This is a genomic window from Aquabacter sp. L1I39 (assembly GCF_017742835.1).
GTDB lineage: Bacteria > Pseudomonadota > Alphaproteobacteria > Rhizobiales > Xanthobacteraceae > L1I39.
Genome location: NZ_CP072392.1, coordinates 679,705 through 695,801, shown reverse-complemented (window position 1 = coordinate 695,801; position 16,097 = coordinate 679,705). Strand labels below are relative to the sequence as shown.

The window sequence follows — 16,097 nt, the reverse complement described above, 5'->3', positions numbered from 1 at the left end:
GGCTGAAGGGCGGGCAGCAGCGGGGCGCGATCGCGCCCAAGCCGATCCGTTCATTGCCGGAAGGGCGCTGTGCGCCTATTCCTCTTCGCCGAAGCGGTTGGCAACGAGGGCCGTGAGCGCCTCCATCACTTCGCTTGCTTCCTTGCCGGTGGCGGTGACGGTGACGGTGGTGCCGGGGGCCGCCGCCAGCATCATGAGGCCCATGATGGAATTGCCTTCCACCGCCTCGCCATTGCGGCAGACCGTGACGGCGGCGGTGAAGCGCTCCACTGTCTGCACGAACTTTGCGGAGGCGCGCGCATGGAGGCCGCGCTTGTTGATGATGGGCAGCACCCGCACCAGGGCTCCGGCGGGAGCGGGGGTGCCGCAGGCCTCTTGGACGGCCTCGGCCGACACGGCTTCACTTTCCGGCAAGGACACGACTTGCGACATTGATGTATTTCCGGCCGGCTTCCTGCGCCACGTTCACCGCCTCGGCCAGAGGCAGTTCGGCGCGGACCTTGGCCAGCTTGACCAGCATGGGGAGATTGATGCCCGCCACCACTTCCACGTCGGGGGCGTTCATCACGGAGATGGCGAGATTGGAGGGGGTGCCGCCGAACATATCGGTGAGGATGACGACGCCCTGACCCGAACGCACCCGGTCCACCGCCTCGATGATGTCGTGGCGGCGGCGCTCCATATCGTCGTCGGGGCCGATGGTGACCGCGGCAATCTGGCTCTGTGGGCCCATCACATGCTCCAGAGCGGAGCAGAATTCTGTGGCCAGGCGGCCATGGGTGACGAGAACGAGACCGATCATGTTCCCTCCGCCTCAGCCAGTTCGGGGCGGAGGCCTCCCGCACTGCGGGACCGCCATATTCAGAGCGGCTCAAAAATTACGCAAGGGGTGCATCGCACAAAAGCACATGAGGGTTCAGGGATTCTTGCCTGTGAGGACCGCCGCCACCAAGAGGCGCGGGCTCATTCCTGGCGGAATTGCAAGGCGCGGAAGCTGGAAACCGTCCAGATTTGCAACACTGCCCGGGACCTCGGGCATGCGCGCGGCATCCTCTGCCGCGAGATCGATCACCAGGCCCAGCCTGGCGCGGGCCGCAAAGGGAAAGCGGCGGATGCCGAGATAGCGGACCTCCATCAGCCCGGCGAGGGTCGCGGGGGCGTGCGCCACGAGGCCATCGGGAGCCGGCGTCAGGTGCACCCGGTCGTCCGCCACCAGACGCGCGGCGGGCAGTGCGCGGGGCGGGTCGAGCATGAGGGACAAAGCAAGGGTCGACTTGCCGGAGCCGGATGGGCCGCGGATCAGGATGCCGGTCTCGCCCACCAGCACGCAGCTGGCATGGACGGTGGGGGAGGGCGCCCACTGGCCCGGGCCCGCGGACACCGCTCAGCCCGCCGGCAGGCGCACCATGAGGCGCGCCCCGAGCACCGTCTCTTCGCCGTCCGCGCCCTTGCCTATGCGGTTCTCCGCCCAGATCTTGCCGCCATGGGCCTCGACGATCTGGCGCGAGATGGACAGGCCGAGGCCCGAATTCTGGCCGAAGCCCTGGTGCGGCCGGTCGGTATAGAAGCGCTCGAAAATCTTGGCGAGGGCATCGGGCCGGACGCCCGGTCCCTCATCGTCCACGATGATCTCCGCGCCCTGCTTGAGGCGCCGGCAGGTGACGGTCACGGTGCCGCCGCTGGGCGAGAAGGAGCGGGCATTGGAGACCAGATTGTCCACCACCTGGCCGAGCCGCGAGGCATGGCCGACGATCACATAATCCGCCGGGGCGCCTTGGGCGCGCTCGAAATGCAGGGCGACGCTCACACCGTCATCCTTGCGCACGTCCTGCGCCATGCCCACCACCATTTCCAGCATCTGGCGCAGGTCCACATTGGTGGCTTCCTGGCGCTGGAGCTCGGCGTCGAGCCGGCTAGCGTCGGAGATGTCGGAGATCAGGCGGTCCAGGCGCTTCACGTCGTGCTGGATCACCTCCATGAGGCGGTCGCGGGACTTGTCGGTCTTGGCGAGCGGCAGAGTCTCCACGGCGGAGCGCAGGGAGGTGAGGGGGTTCTTCAGCTCATGGGCCACATCTGCGGCGAAGCTCTCAATGGCCTCGATGCGGTTGTAGAGCGCGGAGGTCATGTCGCGGAGCGCGCCGGACAGGTGGCCGATTTCGTCGGAGCGGGAGGTGAAATCGGGGATCTCCACCCGGCTCTTGATGCGCCGGCGCACCCGCTCGGCGGCGGCGGCGAGCTTGCGCACGGGGTCGGCGATGGTGCCGGCCAGCAGGATGGACAGGAGCACCATCACCACCGCCGCCACCAGGAAGACGCGCACGATGACGAAGCGCTCCGCCTCCACCGCCTGGTCGATCTCCCCGCCCTGGGTGGAGAGCAGCAGGACGCCGAGAATGGCGCGGAAGCGCTGGATGGGCACCGCCACCGACACCACCACCCGTCCGCGCTCGTCCACACGCACGGCGGAGGCCTTCTGGCCGAGGGCGGCGGAGGCCACTTCCGGATAGTCCTTGCCGCTCTGGGGGCCAAGTTCCTTGTAGAGCGGCAATTCCCGCCGGCCGATCCAGCTCTGCACGCCGCGCCAGGCACGCTCCAGCAGGCCGGGCGGGGCCTGGGTGGGCGGGGGCAGGTCGAAGCGCAGGATTTCGCCCTTGGAATAGAGCGAGCGGGTGTCCAGCAACATCACGCCGTCGCGGTCATAGATGCGCGCGCGGGTGCCGGTGGGACCCACCAGGCGCCGCAGCACCGGGGCAACCCGTTCCGGATTGATGGGAAATTCCAGCGGCGCGAAGCCCTCTTCCGCCGGCCCGTAGCTGTCGCCGGTCTGAAGCTCCAGGAGCTTTTCCGGGTCGATGGTGATGGCGTTGGTTTCCACCTGGGCCGAGCCGGCAATGGCGGCGGCGATGATCTCGCCTTGCACCAGCAGGCTCTGCACCCGCGCATCAATGAGGCCGGCGCGGAATTCCGATAGGTAAAGGATGCCCGAGACCAGCGCGCACAGCCCCGCCAGATTGAGCAGCACGATGCGTCGCGTCAGGCTGGAGAAGCTCTTGAACGCCACGAACTGGCGGATGCGCCGCAGCAGGCCCCAGAACCCGCGCGGGGGCGGGGCGGGGCGCAGGTCCGCCGGGAGGTCTTCAGTCTGGGCCGTCATGGCATTGGGCGCCGGGGCGCGCCCGGCCTCACATTTCCTTAAAGCGATAGCCGACCCCGTACAGGGTCTCGATCATGTCGAAATTGTCGTCCACCGACTTGAACTTCTTGCGCAGGCGCTTGATGTGGCTGTCGATGGTGCGGTCGTCCACATAGACCTGATCGTCATAGGCCGCATCCATCAGGGCATTGCGGCTCTTGACCACGCCGGGGCGCTGGGCGAGCGCCTGGAGGATCAGGAACTCGGTGACGGTGAGGGTGACCGGCTCGCCCTTCCAGGCGCAGGTGTGGCGCTCCGGGTCCATGCGCAGCTGGCCGCGCTCCAGCACCTTGGCGCTGTCGGTCTCGCGCGGCGCCGTGCCGTCCTTGGCGCCGATGCGACGCAGGATGGCCTTCACCCGCTCCACCAGGAGGCGCTGGGAGAAGGGCTTCTTGATGAAGTCGTCGGCGCCCATCTTGAGGCCGAACAATTCGTCGATCTCCTCATCCTTTGAGGTGAGGAAGATCACCGGCATGTCGGTCTTCTGGCGCACCCGGCGCAGAAGCTCCATGCCGTCCATGCGGGGCATCTTGATGTCGAAAATGGCAAGGTCCGGCGGATTGGTCTTGAACCCGTCCAGCGCCGACACGCCGTCCGTATAGGTGTCGATCCGATAGCCTTCCGCCTCCAACGCAATGGAGACCGAGGTCAGAATATTGCGGTCGTCGTCGACCAGGGCGATCGTGGGCATGACACCTCTTTCATGCGTCGGAGCGGCCGTTTTCAGCCTGTTTCGGTGAAGCCGGTTCGCGTGGCCGAAATGTGACACCGGTTCCGATCATTCCCGGAAAATAACGGGAAATCACACAATCTCCAAACCCTTCCCGCTCGCCGTGCTTGACGGACGGGGGATGGGCTCTCACATCGCCCGAGAGAAGCGGGAGAAAAGGCCATGTCGGAGCCTCGGGAAAGTGCCGCCGCGCGGGCGCGGCAGGTGGTGGCGGAGGCCGGGTTCGCGGCGCTCGCGACCCTGGAGCCGGAGGGCGCGCCCTATGCCTCCCTGGTGGCGGTGGCGCCCGATCTGGAAGGCCGGCCGCTGCTGCTGCTCTCGACCCTTGCCCGCCACACCCGCAACCTGACGGCCGATTCCCGCGTCTCGCTCCTGTTCGCCGGCCCGCGCGGGGAAGACCCGCTGAATGCCCCGCGCGTCAGCCTTCTGGGCGAGATCGCGGTCGTCGCTGCGGAGGAGGCCAAGGCCACCTATCTCGCCCGCCATCCCCTCGCGTCGGGCTATGCGGACTTCACCGATTTCTCCTTCTACCGCATGGACGTGCGGGAGGCCCATCTGGTGGGGGGCTTCGGGCGCATCGTCACCTTGCCGGGCGCGGACGTGGGCGTGGACTGGACCGGTGCCGAGGCGCTGAAGGGGGCCGTGGACGGTATCGTCTCCCACATGAACGAGGATCACCTGGACGCCATCCAGGGCTATGCCCACCGCCTCCTGAAGGAGACCGGCACGGACTGGCGCATGCTGTCCATCGATCCCGAGGGCACCACCCTGATTCGCGAGGACCGCACACGCCGCCTCGACTTCCCCGGCCGCATCACCAGTGCCGGCGAGGCGCGCAAGATGCTGGTTGCGTTGGTGCGGGGTGGCGATTGAGAGGTGGTGGCGGGCCATCCCTGATCGGGCGATCATACAAGAAGACGGCGCGGGCGCGTCGGAGCCGCGGCGGATGCGCCATGGCCCGCTCATGCGCCCCGTTTCCCAACTCCAGACCTTTGAGGAGTGCCAAAGGTGGATGAGATCGCGCTGCGCGTGAACGGCGAGGACCGAACCGCGCGGGCGGATGCGGGCGCGCCGCTGATCCATGTGCTGCGCAATCTCCTGGACCTGAAGGCGACGCGCTATGGCTGCGGGCAGGAGCAGTGTGGCGCCTGCATGGTGCTGTTGGACGGCAAGCCCACCTTTTCCTGCACCTTCCCCGCCGCCGAGGCCGTGGGACGGGAGGTGGAGACCGCCGAGGCGCTTGTCTCCCATCCCCTGCGCGAGGCTTTCCTGGAGCTTCAGGCCGGCCAGTGCGGCTATTGCCTCTCGGGCATCCTCATGTCCGCCAAGGGTCTGTTGGACCGCACCGCCGATCCGGCGCGCGAGGAGATCGTCGCCGCGCTTGATCCCCATCTGTGCCGCTGCGGCGCGCACGAGCGCATCATCGGCGCGGTGGCGCTGGCGGCCGCGCGTCTGCGGGGAGCGGCGGCATGATCCCCAATGCCTTGCCCTTGAGCCTCCAGGACAATCCCCGCCTCGACCAGTGGGTGGCCTTTCCCGCGCCTGGCCGGGTGAGCGTGCGCACCGGCAAGGTGGAACTGGGGCAGGGGGTGCTGACCGCGCTGCTCCAGATCGCCGCCGAGGAACTGGATGTGGCTCCCGAGCGCATCGACCTGACCTCCGGCGACACCGCGTCCACGCCCAATGAAGGCTTCACCGCCGGCAGCCTCTCCATCCAGGTGGGCGGGGCGGCGCTGCGCCTCGTCACGGCCGAACTGCGCGCCCTGATGCTGGAGCAAGCGGCGCGGCAGCTTCAATGCGACGTGTCGCGCCTCGCCGTTGCGGATGGCGCCATCCTTAAGGAGGGGGTCCCATCCGGGCTAGATTATTGGCGCCTCGCCCCGGCGCTGGACCTGTCCCAGGCTGCCACCGGCGCCGCGCCGGTGAAGGCGCCGGGACAGCTCCGCCTTGTGGGCCAGGACCTGCCGCGCACCGATTTGCCCGCAAAGCTCGGCGGCGCGCCCTTCATCCAGGATCTGGCGCCGCCGGACCTTCTCCACGCCCGTGTCCTCCATCGTCCCCGACGGGGCGCGCGCTTGGAGGCGGTGGACGAGGCCGGCGCAGCGCGCCTTGGCGCCGTGACCTTCCACCGCTCGGGCGATGTGGTCGCGGTGATCGGGGAGGATGAAGCGGAAGTCCAGGCGGCCTTCACCCGCCTCAGGGACCGCGCCCGCTGGTCCGGCGGGGTGGAGCTGAAGGAAACCGACGCGGAAGCCGTCACCCTGCTGGATCGGCCCACCGCCCCGCCCCGGGTGGTGGAGCGCGGCGCTCCCTCCGGCGCGCCCGTCGTGCGGCGGCTGGAGGCGACCTATTCCAAGCCTTATATCGCCCACGGCTCCATCGCCCCCTCCTGCGGACTTGCGAAATTCGAGGAGGGCCGGCTGACGGTTTGGACCCATGCCCAGGGCGTCTTTGCCTTGCGCGGGTCCATCGCCCGGGCGCTCGGGCTCGATCCGGCGCTGGTCCATGTGATCCACCACCAGGGCGCCGGCTGCTACGGCCATAACGGGGCCGATGATGCCGCCTTCGATGCCGCCTTCGTGGCGCTGGCGCGGCCGGGGCGCACGGTGCGGGTGCTGTGGACGCGGGAGGACGAGCTGGGCGTCGCGCCCTTCGGGGCCGCCATGGTGGTGAAGCTCGCCGCCGGCCTTGATGCGTCCGGCCGGCCGGTGGACTGGAATATCGACGTCTTCAGCCCCAGCCATGGCGGGCGGCCCGGCATGAACGGCGCCGTCAACCTTCTGACCCCCTTGTCCCTGGCGACGCCGCCCGACGATCCCGCCCCCATGGACCTGCCGGATGCGGCCGGGGGAGGCGCCTCGCGCAACGCCTTCCTGCTCTATGACCTGCCGCACCAGAAGATGGTGCACCATTTCATCACCGACGCGCCGGTGCGCACCTCCTCCATGCGCGGTCTGGGGGCCTTCGCCAATGTGTTCGCGCTGGAATCCTTCCTGGACGAGGCGGCGGAGGCGGCCGGCCTGGACCCGGTGGCCTATCGCCTCTCCCTCATGTCCGACCCGCGCGCTCGCGCGGTGATCGAAGAAGCCGCCCGCATGTGCCATTGGGACATGTCGCCCCCCGATGGCATCGCGCGGGGCTTCGCCTTCAGCCGCTACAAGAATTCCGCCGCCTATCTGGCCCTGGCGGTGGAGCTTTCGGTGGAAGAGGAGGTCCGCGTCTCGCGCGTGTGGTGCGCGGTGGATGGTGGGCTCATCGTCAATCCCGACGGCGCCCGCAACCAGATCGAGGGCGGCGTCATCCAGGCCTTGTCCTGGACGCTGAAGGAGCAGGTGCGCTTTTCCGAGGGGGCTGTCTCTTCCAGCACCTGGGAGACCTATCCCATCCTGCGCTTCTCCGAGGTGCCGCGCATCGAGACCCAGCTCATCGGCGATCCCGCCCATCCCCCGCTGGGGATCGGCGAGGTGTCGCAGGGGCCCACCGCCGCCGCGGTGGCCAATGGGGTGGCCGCCGCGCTCGGCGCGCGCCTGCGCCATCTGCCACTGACGCGCGAGCGCATCATGGCCGCGCTTCTGGAGGCGTGATCCGGTGCGGGGGAGGACGCGCGCGATTTTTCGCTTTCCCTCTCCCGGCTCAAGTGATCAGATGATAAATACGCAATGAATAATGCGGCACCCCTGAAGGCGCCGAACGGAGGACGCACATGAAGATCGGCATTGCGGGCATGGGACGCATGGGCAGTGCCATGGCGCTGCGGCTCCTGGAGCTCGGCCATGAGGTCACCGTCTGGAACCGCAGCCCCGATAAACTGGCGCCCGTGGTCGGCGCCGGCGCCAAGGTGGCGGACACGCCCGCCGGCCTCGTGGGCGCGGATGCGGTCCTCACCTCCTTGCTGGACGGCCCGGCGCTGGAGGCGGTTTATCTGGGGGAGAACGGGTTGCTGTCCGTGCCCGCCACGGACCAACTCTTCATCGACCTGAGCACCGTGCTGACCCGCGAGATCATCGCGCTGTCGGAAAAGGTCCGCGCGGCGGGGGGCGTGTTCGTGGAATGCCCCGTGGGGGGCACCACTGGCCCGGCGCGCACGGGCAAGCTCTTGGGCCTTGTGGGCGGGGAGGCGGCCGACGTGGAGCGGGCGCGCCCGCTGCTCGACCAGATGTGCCGGCGGGTGGAGCATGTGGGGCCGGTGGGGGCCGGCGCTGCGCTGAAGCTCACCATCAATCTGCCGCTGCTGGTCTATTACCAATCGCTGAGCGAGGCCTATAGCTTGTGCCGCAATGTGGGCCTCGACCCCCGCTGGCTGGTGGATTTCCTCGCCGACACGTCGGGCGGCGTGAACGTCCTGAAAGCCCGCCCCGAGCCCATCGCCGCCGCGCTGGCCGGGCAGGATACGGGGCCCGCTAACTTCTCCGTGGACGGCATCCGCAAGGACCTGCGCACCATGCTGGAAGAGGCGAGGGCGCTCAACAAGGACCTCCCCGTCACCCGCGCCGCGCTGGGCGCCTATGACGCCGCGGCCGAAAACGGACTCGGCCCCAAGGACGGGTCCATGCTTGCCGGCTTCTGGGCCAACAGGGCGCCGTGACCGCCAGCCGCCGGCTGCGGCATCCTGTCTTCCGCGTTGCACCTGAGAAAATTGTGCAATGCAAAGACAAGGTGCGGCCTCCGGCAAGCACCGTGAAAGTGCAGTTCACGCCCATTTTAATCGTTTCGAGGGTTCGCCGGGGCTGTTCACAGAAAGGTCACGGGGCACTAACCTCCGCCCGCCTGACCGGCCGCCCCTGAGGGGCGCGAGAGGCCCCACATCATGTTGGTGGAAAGAGGAGATACTCCGTGCTCGAGACTGGACAACGCAACAGCGCGTACGGCGCGGACAGGTTCGGGCTGCGGCACCTTACCGGCGTCCATTGGAACCTGATGGCGCCGGCGCTCTACGAGCACGCGCTGGAGCGCATGGAAGGCCGACTGGCCGCCGGCGGCGCTCTCATGGCGGAGACGGGCGTACATACGGGACGCAGCCCCAAGGACAAATTCGTCGTACGCGACGAGACCACCGAAGGCGAGGTATGGTGGGACAATAACGGGGCCATCACCGAGGCCCAGTTCGACGTCCTCTACGAGGACTTCCTGAAAGAAGCCGAAGGCAAGACGCTGTTCGCGCAGGACCTTTATGGTGGCGCCGATCCGGCCTGCCGCATCAAGGTTCGCGTCTATACCGAGTATGCCTGGCACTCCTTGTTCATCCGCACCATGCTGCGCCGGCCCGAAATGGCCGAGCTCGCGGACTTCGTGCCCGAGATGACCATCATCGACCTGCCCAATTTCAAGGCCGATCCCGCCCGCCACGGCGTGCGCTCCGACACCATCATCGCCGTCAATTTCAAGCGCGGCATCGTGCTGATCGGCTCGTCGTCCTATGCGGGCGAGATGAAGAAGTCGGTCTTCACCTTCCTGAACTACCTGCTGCCGGCCAAGGGCGTCATGCCCATGCACTGCTCGGCGAACGTGGGCAAGGACGGCGACGTGGCGCTGTTCTTCGGCCTGTCCGGCACCGGCAAGACCACCCTTTCCGCCGATCCGAACCGCACCCTCCTGGGCGATGACGAGCACGGCTGGAGCAAGGACGGCGTCTTCAATTTCGAGGGCGGCTGCTACGCCAAGACCATCCGCCTCTCCAAGGAGGCCGAGCCCGAGATCTTCGCCGCCTCCGACCGCTTCGGCACGGTGCTGGAGAATGTCATCCTCGATCCCGTTACCCGCGTTCCGGACTTCGACGATGGCCGCCTGACGGAGAATACCCGCTCCGCCTATCCGCTGGACTTCATCCCCAATGCCAGCCCCACGGGCCGCGCGGGCCAGCCCAAGAACATCATCATGCTCACCGCCGATGCCTTCGGCGTGATGCCTCCCATCGCCAAGCTGACCCCGGCCCAGGCCATGTACCACTTCCTGTCCGGCTACACCGCCAAGGTGGCCGGCACGGAAAAGGGCGTGAAGGATCCGGAGGCCACTTTCTCCACCTGCTTCGGCGCCCCCTTCATGCCGCGCCACCCCTCCGTCTATGGCAACATGCTGCGCGACCTCATCGCCGAGCATGGCGTCGATTGCTGGCTGGTGAATACCGGCTGGACCGGCGGCAAGTACGGCGTCGGCCGCCGCATGCCCATCAAGGTCACCCGCACCCTGCTGGGCGCGGCGCTGGATGGCTCGCTGAAGGATGTGTCGTTCCGCACCGATCCCTATTTCGGCTTTGCGGTGCCCACCTCCGTGCCCGGCATCGAGCCCCACATCCTCTATCCGTCCAAGACCTGGGCTGATAAGGCGGAGTTCGACGTCACCGCGCGCAAGCTCGTCACCATGTTCCAGGAGAACTTCGCCAAGTTCGAGAAGCATGTGGACGCCGCCGTGCGCGAGGCCCAGCCGCAGGTCCGCCTCGCGGCGGAGTGAAAGCGAGGGCTACGGCCCTCAATCGTGTGTCTGAACAGGGCCGGCGGGGCACTCCCGCCGGCCTTCGCTTTTCTTGAGGCTGCGGGGGCATCGCATGACGGACCTTGTTTCCATCGAACAGGAGCAGCGCCTGGTGGTGCTGGCGCGCACGCTGGATGCCCCCTCCACCGAAGGCCAGCACGCCTTGGAGCGGGAGGCGGGCGAATGGGGAGATCTCGGCCCCACCTGCCTCGGCCGCTCGCTCTATCGCCATCATTCCATCTTCAAGAGCCAGTCGGACGCGCCCGTCTGGAGCCATGCGGAGTTCATCTATTTCCGCGACTTGGTCCCGGCCGAGGCCATCGCCCGGCTGGTTCTGGACCCGCCCCCGCCCGGCGTGCGGCTGCTGCGGGCCGAGCTTCTGGCGACGACACCCGGCGCCTTCCATTTCCCCAAGGGCTGGGCGGGATCGGCCGGCCGGCCGCACCGCAAGCCCTCCATCGAATATCTGGACGTGGACGTCGCCTTCCTCGCCGCCTACCGGGACATCATGCGGCGCTATATCGGCCCCGGCGCCGCGCGGCTGGTGGCGCTCGGTACGCTCGGCACCTTCCGGACGCTGGAGACGACCGCGGTTCTCTTTCAGGACCCGGCGCTTGGGACCACATGGAACCAGGTCCACCTCAGCGAGGTGGCAGCCGAGGGCTTTAAGGGCTTCGGCCAGGAGTTGGACGCCGTGCTGCGGGACATTTCCCCGGATGGCGGCTTCACGTCCCTGTTTGCCGAGCTCGCGCACATGCGCACCATTCCCCGCTGGACCTTGAATGACCCTGTGATTGAGGCGGATGCCGGGGTGGGCGCGTGGGCGGCAGGCCTCGCCCATCCGTGATCCTGCTTCCCAAACGTGACCTAAGCCTTTGGCGTGGAACCGAAACCAAAGCTTGGCGTTTGTCCGCCAATCGGGTCTGATCGGGTCAGCCGTTCCGGCCGCGAGACACGCGGCCGGAGACGGGCCGGCGGGGGCCAGACATCATGAGCGACCAAATGGGGGCGGCGCAGCGCGCATCGGCGCGGGCGCTGGGCGGGCTCAATTTCTTTCTCGCCGACGTGCGCGACGGGCTGGGGCCCTTTCTCGGCATCTTCCTCATCGGCCAGGGCTGGGCACCGGACCAGATCGGCTATGTGATGACCGCCGGCGGCCTTGCCGGCATGCTGGCGGCGGCGCCGCTTGGCGCGCTGGCGGATGCCACGGCCATGAAGCGCGCGCTCATCGCCGCGTGCGCGGTGGTGGTGATCCTCGCCTCGCTGGCTTTGCTCTATGTGCCCCACGGTCCCATGGTGGTGGCCTCCCAGATCCTCACCGGCCTTGCGGGCGCCGCCATCGGTCCGGCCATCGCCGCGCTCACCCTGGGGCTCGTCGGCCAGGATGGATTGCCGGCGCAGCTCGGCCGCAACGAGGCCTTCAACCATGGGGGCAACATGGTGGCCGCCTTCCTCGCCGGCTGGCTCGGCTATGCCTATGGGGTGGAGGCGGTGTTTTGGCTGATGATCGCCATGGCGGCGGGTTCCCTGCTGGCGCTGTCACGCATCGATCCGGCCCTCATCGACAATGACGTGGCACGGGGCCTTGAAAAGGGTGCGCAGGCCCATGGCGTGCCGGAGCCCAGCTTCCGCCTGCTGCTGAAATCCCGGCCCCTGGTGGCGGTGGGGCTCACCTTGCTGCTGTTTCACCTCGCCAATGCGGCCATGCTACCCTTGCTGGGGCAGGCGGTGGCGGCGCGCGGCAGCGCAGACCCGGCGGCCTACACGGCGGCCACCGTGGTGGTGGCGCAATTGACCATGATCCCCATGGCGCTCCTTGCCGCGCGGCTCGCGCACAGCCGGGGCTATGAGATCGTCTTCCTCATCGCGCTGCTCGCCTTGCCGGTGCGCGGGCTGGTGGCTGGCCTGTGGCCGGCGCTGCCCGCCCTTCTGCCCGTGCAGATCCTCGACGGCGTGGGCGCGGGCCTCATGGGCGTGGCGACACCGGGCATTGTCGCCCGCATCCTGCGTGGCACCGGCCATGTGAATGCGGGCCTCGGTGCGGTCATGACCATGCAAGGGGTTGGCGCGGCGCTCAGCCCCTCGCTCGCGGGCTTCATCGCGGTGGAATTCGGCTATGGCGCGGCCTTCTGTACGCTGGCCGGCGTCGCCAGCGGTGCGGTGGTGTTCTGGCTGGCCTGCATGCCCGCCGTGCGCCGGGCCGAGGGCGGCGTTGCCCCTGCGGCGCCCGCGTCGGGCGGGGCGTGAGCAGCCGTCAGACCCCATCACGTCCGTGCGCGGCCGCATTGTGGGGCGTGACTGGAACTGCTAAAAAGCGCCCATGATCAGGATCCGCGAAAATGGTCCGTGCCGCTCCCTGGAGGCGTATTGCGCCGCCGGGTCGTTCGCGCGCACCACCATGGAATTCGCGGCGGTGCCCGATCATGTCCGATTGCCGGGACGCTTTTTCGGCCGCTTCACGACGGCTGCGCTCGCCGCCCTTTAGCGCTGAGCCCCCCGTCCAAGCCGCCTTTTCTCGTCACCGACGTCGCCCGCTGCCCCTTCGCGCAGGCGGGTCCCGTTCCTCAGGACACAAAAAGCCATGAACGCCCCCAGCAGCGCCCCGCGCACCCTCTACGACAAGATCTTCGACGACCATGTGGTCGAACGCCAGGAAGACGGCACCTGCCTGCTCTATATTGATCGCCACCTCGTGCATGAGGTGACGAGCCCGCAGGCCTTCGAGGGGCTGCGCATGACCGGCCGCACGGTGCGCGCGCCGTCAAAGACGCTGGCCGTGGTGGACCATAACGTTCCCACCACCGACCGCACCTTGCCGAACCCGGACGAGGAGAGCGTGGCGCAGATCGCGGCTTTGGCCGAGAATGCCCGCGATTTCGGCATCGAATATTATGACGGCTTCGACCGCCGCCAGGGCATCGTGCATGTGGTCGGTCCCGAGCAGGGCTTCACGCTGCCCGGCACCACCATTGTGTGCGGCGACAGCCACACCTCCACCCATGGCGCCTTCGGCGCGCTGGCGCACGGCATCGGCACATCGGAGGTGGAGCACGTGCTCGCCACCCAGACGCTGATCCAGAAGAAGGCCAAGAACATGCGCGTCACCGTCGACGGGGTGCTCCCCGAAGGCGTGGGCGCCAAGGACGTTGTTCTGGCGATCATCGGCACCATCGGCACGGCCGGCGGCACCGGCTACGTGATCGAATATGCCGGCGACGTGTTCAAGGCCCTGTCCATGGAAGGGCGCATGACCGTGTGCAACATGTCCATCGAGGGCGGTGCGCGCGCGGGCATGGTGGCGCCCGACGAGAAGGCTTATGCCTATATCAAGGACCGGCCCAAGGCGCCGAAGGGCGCCGACTGGGATGCGGCCATGCGGTATTGGGACACCCTTATCACGGATGAGGGCGCCTATTTCGACACTGAGGTGCGGCTCGACGGCGCCAAGCTGCCGCCCATCGTCTCCTGGGGCACCAGCCCCGAGGACGTGATCTCCGTGGAAGGCTTCGTGCCCGATCCGGACCAGATCGCGGACGAGGCCAAGCGCGCCGCCAAGAAGCGGGCGCTCGCCTATATGGGCCTCACCGCCGGCACCAAAATCACCGATATCGCGCTCGACCGCGTGTTCATCGGCTCGTGCACCAATGGCCGCATCGAGGACCTGCGCCAGGCGGCGGCTGTGATCGCCGGGCACAAGGTCAACGCCAATGTGAACGCCATGGTGGTTCCCGGCTCCGGTCTCGTGAAGGCGCAGGCCGAGGCAGAGGGTCTCGACAAGATCTTCAAGGAAGCCGGCTTCGACTGGCGCGAGCCCGGCTGCTCCATGTGCCTAGCCATGAACGCCGACCGCCTCTCTCCCGAGGAGCGGTGCGCCTCCACCTCGAACCGCAATTTCGAGGGCCGCCAGGGCTTCAAGGGCCGCACGCACCTCGTCTCCCCCGCCATGGCGGCGGCGGCGGCCATTGCCGGCCGGTTCGTGGACGTGCGGGAGTGGCCGCGCGGCTGAGCGTGCGTCGCGCGCGGTTGTGCTGCGCGCGCCTCTTCGGAACCCCTCCGGTCCGCCGGAGGGGTTTTCTCGTCCGTCGGCGCCTGAGGCGCGCGGCGTCACAGAATGGCGATTGTTTCGATCGACGCGTGAATGTCACGCGGCTCTTGGGGCGCGAAATAAGCAGCAACGCCCAGAATGGTCACCAGACCCGCGGTGACCGCCAGCTTGCGCAGCATGGTCAGCCTCCTCACATGTAGTGAAAGCGTAACGAGCCGCCTTGGTTAATGGTTCCTTAAATGCACGGTGCTCACAGGACCTTGATCATCGCCTCTTGTTGGAAGGTGCCGCATGTCTGACGCCGATCAAGCCGCGATCGAACTGACGGAGGCCGAGGTGCAGGCGGCGCTCGATTGGAGCCCGCGCGCGGCGCCCTCGCTGGCGGATTTCGAGGTGATCGCGGACGAGGCCTTCGCGCGCCTTCCGGAGGACTTCCGGCGCCTGTGCGCGGGGGTCATCATCAAGGTGGACGACTTCCCCACCGAAGACGTGCTCGACGAAATGGAAGCGGAGACCCCCTTCGACCTGCTCGGCCTGTTCCAGGGCATCGGCCTGGCGCAGGACGCCGCCGTCACCGAGACCGGGCGCATGCCCAACCTCATCCACCTCTATCGTCGGCCCATCCTCGATTATTGGGCCGAGCACGAGGACAGCCTCGGCGCCGTCATCACCCATGTGCTCGTGCATGAGATCGGCCACCATTTCGGCCTGTCGGACGAGGACATGGAGCGCATCGAGGCGGAGGCCTTGGACGAGTAAAGCCTCTGCGCGCGCCGGAAAATGGGGTGGCGTGAGCGGGAAGGGCCAAGACAGAAGGGGCGCATTCCGCCGCTTTCACGAGCCAGTGGAACACCTTAGCAGCTGGGGCGGGCGGTCCGTTCCCGCCCGCAGCGTCATGCCGCATGGCGACAATCTCCCGCTAGATTAGAACGAATAAAAACTATAGCTTCGCAGGAGATGTCTTGAAATGGTCGGCTCCATCCAGGCCACGCGCTATTCCATGCCCATGCGCGCCATCCACTGGCTCACGGTCCTGGTGGTCCTGACCACCTATGGCCTCACCTATGTGGTCGACCTGTTCGCCCGCGGCACGCCGGAGCGTGCCACCACCTGGTGGCTGCACATCTCCTTCGGCTGCGTGTTGATCCTCCTGGTGGCCGCGCGCTTCGTCGCCCGCTTCACCAGCACCGTGCCGCCCGTCTCGCCGGCCCTGTCGCGGCCGGTGTCCATCGCTTCCCATGCGGTGCACGGGCTGCTTTATCTGCTGCTGGTCGCCGTGCCGGCCCTTGGCGTGCTGAGCGCCTTCACCGATGGCAAGGCCATCACCTTGTTCGGCCTCATTGACATCGCTTCGCCGCTGACCGCCGACAAGACCCTCGCGCACCAGATGGAGGACATCCACGGCTTGATGGCCGACAGCCTTCTCATCCTCGCCGGCCTCCATGCGGCGGCGGCGCTATGGCACCATTTCGTGCAGAAGGACGACGTGCTGCGGCGCATGCTGCCCGGCCACTGAAAGTGACCGGCGCCTTTTCCGCGCTTGGTTTGGCACCAGGGATGATGGGGATGTACGGCAACGGAAGCCAGAGCGGCTGAGTTTGGGTAGCCGCTGTGCAGCGTACGTTCCGCTGCCTTAGAACCAGAAGCGCGAAAAGTGGCTG

At 67.8% G+C, this 16,097-nt stretch carries 15 protein-coding genes; 10 read left to right on the top strand and 5 right to left on the bottom strand.

All coding sequences use genetic code 11. The features are described from left to right. Nucleotides 1-75: 75 nt before the first annotated feature. The 5 genes from J5J86_RS03180 to J5J86_RS03160 form a co-directional block, all read right to left on the bottom strand. Nucleotides 76-432: an HPr family phosphocarrier protein gene (locus J5J86_RS03180; RefSeq protein WP_209103456.1), complete on the bottom strand. Its 357-nt coding sequence runs from the start codon at nucleotides 430-432 to the stop codon at nucleotides 76-78. Continuing rightward, nucleotides 401-802, bottom strand: a complete 402-nt coding sequence (locus tag J5J86_RS03175; RefSeq protein WP_209103455.1) for a PTS sugar transporter subunit IIA — start codon at nucleotides 800-802, stop codon at nucleotides 401-403. The genes J5J86_RS03180 and J5J86_RS03175 overlap by 32 nt, the downstream gene beginning before the upstream one ends. A gap of 114 nt (nucleotides 803-916) precedes the next feature. Then, entirely contained in the window at nucleotides 917-1,381 is a 465-nt protein-coding gene (locus J5J86_RS03170; RefSeq protein WP_209103454.1) for an HPr kinase/phosphorylase, read from the bottom strand. Nucleotides 1,382-1,384: 3 nt separating this feature from the next. Continuing rightward, complete coding sequence (locus J5J86_RS03165) at nucleotides 1,385-3,154, bottom strand: sensor histidine kinase (RefSeq protein WP_209103453.1); 1,770 nt, start codon at nucleotides 3,152-3,154, stop codon at nucleotides 1,385-1,387. 28 nt (nucleotides 3,155-3,182) lie between these two features. Further along, on the bottom strand, nucleotides 3,183-3,884 hold the full coding sequence (locus J5J86_RS03160) for a response regulator transcription factor (RefSeq protein ID WP_209103452.1): 702 nt from the start codon (nucleotides 3,882-3,884) through the stop codon (nucleotides 3,183-3,185). Between the two features lie 201 nt (nucleotides 3,885-4,085). Between J5J86_RS03160 and J5J86_RS03155 the strand changes: the two genes are divergently transcribed. From J5J86_RS03155 to J5J86_RS03110, 10 genes are all read left to right on the top strand, one after another. Then, entirely contained in the window at nucleotides 4,086-4,796 is a 711-nt protein-coding gene (locus tag J5J86_RS03155; RefSeq protein WP_209103451.1) for a HugZ family pyridoxamine 5'-phosphate oxidase, read from the top strand. Nucleotides 4,797-4,931: 135 nt separating this feature from the next. Next, nucleotides 4,932-5,396, top strand: coding sequence for a (2Fe-2S)-binding protein (locus tag J5J86_RS03150; RefSeq protein ID WP_247657979.1), 465 nt, complete (start codon nucleotides 4,932-4,934; stop codon nucleotides 5,394-5,396). Continuing rightward, nucleotides 5,393-7,507, top strand: a complete 2,115-nt coding sequence (locus J5J86_RS03145) for a xanthine dehydrogenase family protein molybdopterin-binding subunit (RefSeq protein ID WP_209103449.1) — start codon at nucleotides 5,393-5,395, stop codon at nucleotides 7,505-7,507. The genes J5J86_RS03150 and J5J86_RS03145 overlap by 4 nt, the downstream gene beginning before the upstream one ends. Nucleotides 7,508-7,626: 119 nt before the next feature. Next, nucleotides 7,627-8,508 carry an NAD(P)-dependent oxidoreductase gene (locus J5J86_RS03140; RefSeq protein ID WP_209103448.1) on the top strand — a complete coding sequence of 294 codons (882 nt, stop codon included), beginning with the start codon at nucleotides 7,627-7,629 and terminating at the stop codon, nucleotides 8,506-8,508. A 248-nt stretch (nucleotides 8,509-8,756) separates the two neighbouring features. Continuing rightward, entirely contained in the window at nucleotides 8,757-10,370 is a 1,614-nt protein-coding gene (locus J5J86_RS03135) for a phosphoenolpyruvate carboxykinase (RefSeq protein ID WP_209103447.1), read from the top strand. Nucleotides 10,371-10,464: 94 nt separating this feature from the next. Beyond that, nucleotides 10,465-11,238, top strand: coding sequence for a hypothetical protein (locus J5J86_RS03130; protein WP_209103446.1), 774 nt, complete (start codon nucleotides 10,465-10,467; stop codon nucleotides 11,236-11,238). Between the two features lie 143 nt (nucleotides 11,239-11,381). Further along, nucleotides 11,382-12,638, top strand: coding sequence for an MFS transporter (locus tag J5J86_RS03125; RefSeq protein ID WP_209103445.1), 1,257 nt, complete (start codon nucleotides 11,382-11,384; stop codon nucleotides 12,636-12,638). A gap of 334 nt (nucleotides 12,639-12,972) precedes the next feature. Continuing rightward, complete coding sequence (gene leuC / locus J5J86_RS03120; protein ID WP_209103444.1) at nucleotides 12,973-14,397, top strand: 3-isopropylmalate dehydratase large subunit; 1,425 nt, start codon at nucleotides 12,973-12,975, stop codon at nucleotides 14,395-14,397. Nucleotides 14,398-14,727: 330 nt separating this feature from the next. Further along, nucleotides 14,728-15,195, top strand: coding sequence for a metallopeptidase family protein (locus J5J86_RS03115; RefSeq protein WP_209103443.1), 468 nt, complete (start codon nucleotides 14,728-14,730; stop codon nucleotides 15,193-15,195). 208 nt (nucleotides 15,196-15,403) lie between these two features. Next, nucleotides 15,404-15,952, top strand: a complete 549-nt coding sequence (locus J5J86_RS03110; protein ID WP_209103442.1) for a cytochrome b — start codon at nucleotides 15,404-15,406, stop codon at nucleotides 15,950-15,952. The last annotated feature ends 145 nt before the right edge of the window (nucleotides 15,953-16,097 follow it).

What these genes read in the sequence shown, in the direction of transcription:
- J5J86_RS03130 (WP_209103446.1), top strand. Translation starts at nt 10,465, where the DNA reads ATGACGGACCTTGTTTCCATCGAACAGGAGCAGCGCCTGGTGGTGCTG.
- J5J86_RS03115 (WP_209103443.1), top strand. Translation starts at nt 14,728, where the DNA reads ATGTCTGACGCCGATCAAGCCGCGATCGAACTGACGGAGGCCGAGGTG.
- J5J86_RS03145 (WP_209103449.1), top strand. Translation starts at nt 5,393, where the DNA reads ATGATCCCCAATGCCTTGCCCTTGAGCCTCCAGGACAATCCCCGCCTC.
- leuC (WP_209103444.1), top strand. Translation starts at nt 12,973, where the DNA reads ATGAACGCCCCCAGCAGCGCCCCGCGCACCCTCTACGACAAGATCTTC.
- J5J86_RS03160 (WP_209103452.1), bottom strand. Translation starts at nt 3,884, where the DNA reads ATGCCCACGATCGCCCTGGTCGACGACGACCGCAATATTCTGACCTCG.
- J5J86_RS03165 (WP_209103453.1), bottom strand. Translation starts at nt 3,154, where the DNA reads ATGACGGCCCAGACTGAAGACCTCCCGGCGGACCTGCGCCCCGCCCCG.
- J5J86_RS03180 (WP_209103456.1), bottom strand. Translation starts at nt 432, where the DNA reads ATGTCGCAAGTCGTGTCCTTGCCGGAAAGTGAAGCCGTGTCGGCCGAG.
- J5J86_RS03125 (WP_209103445.1), top strand. Translation starts at nt 11,382, where the DNA reads ATGAGCGACCAAATGGGGGCGGCGCAGCGCGCATCGGCGCGGGCGCTG.
- J5J86_RS03110 (WP_209103442.1), top strand. Translation starts at nt 15,404, where the DNA reads ATGGTCGGCTCCATCCAGGCCACGCGCTATTCCATGCCCATGCGCGCC.
- J5J86_RS03140 (WP_209103448.1), top strand. Translation starts at nt 7,627, where the DNA reads ATGAAGATCGGCATTGCGGGCATGGGACGCATGGGCAGTGCCATGGCG.
- J5J86_RS03175 (WP_209103455.1), bottom strand. Translation starts at nt 802, where the DNA reads ATGATCGGTCTCGTTCTCGTCACCCATGGCCGCCTGGCCACAGAATTC.
- J5J86_RS03155 (WP_209103451.1), top strand. Translation starts at nt 4,086, where the DNA reads ATGTCGGAGCCTCGGGAAAGTGCCGCCGCGCGGGCGCGGCAGGTGGTG.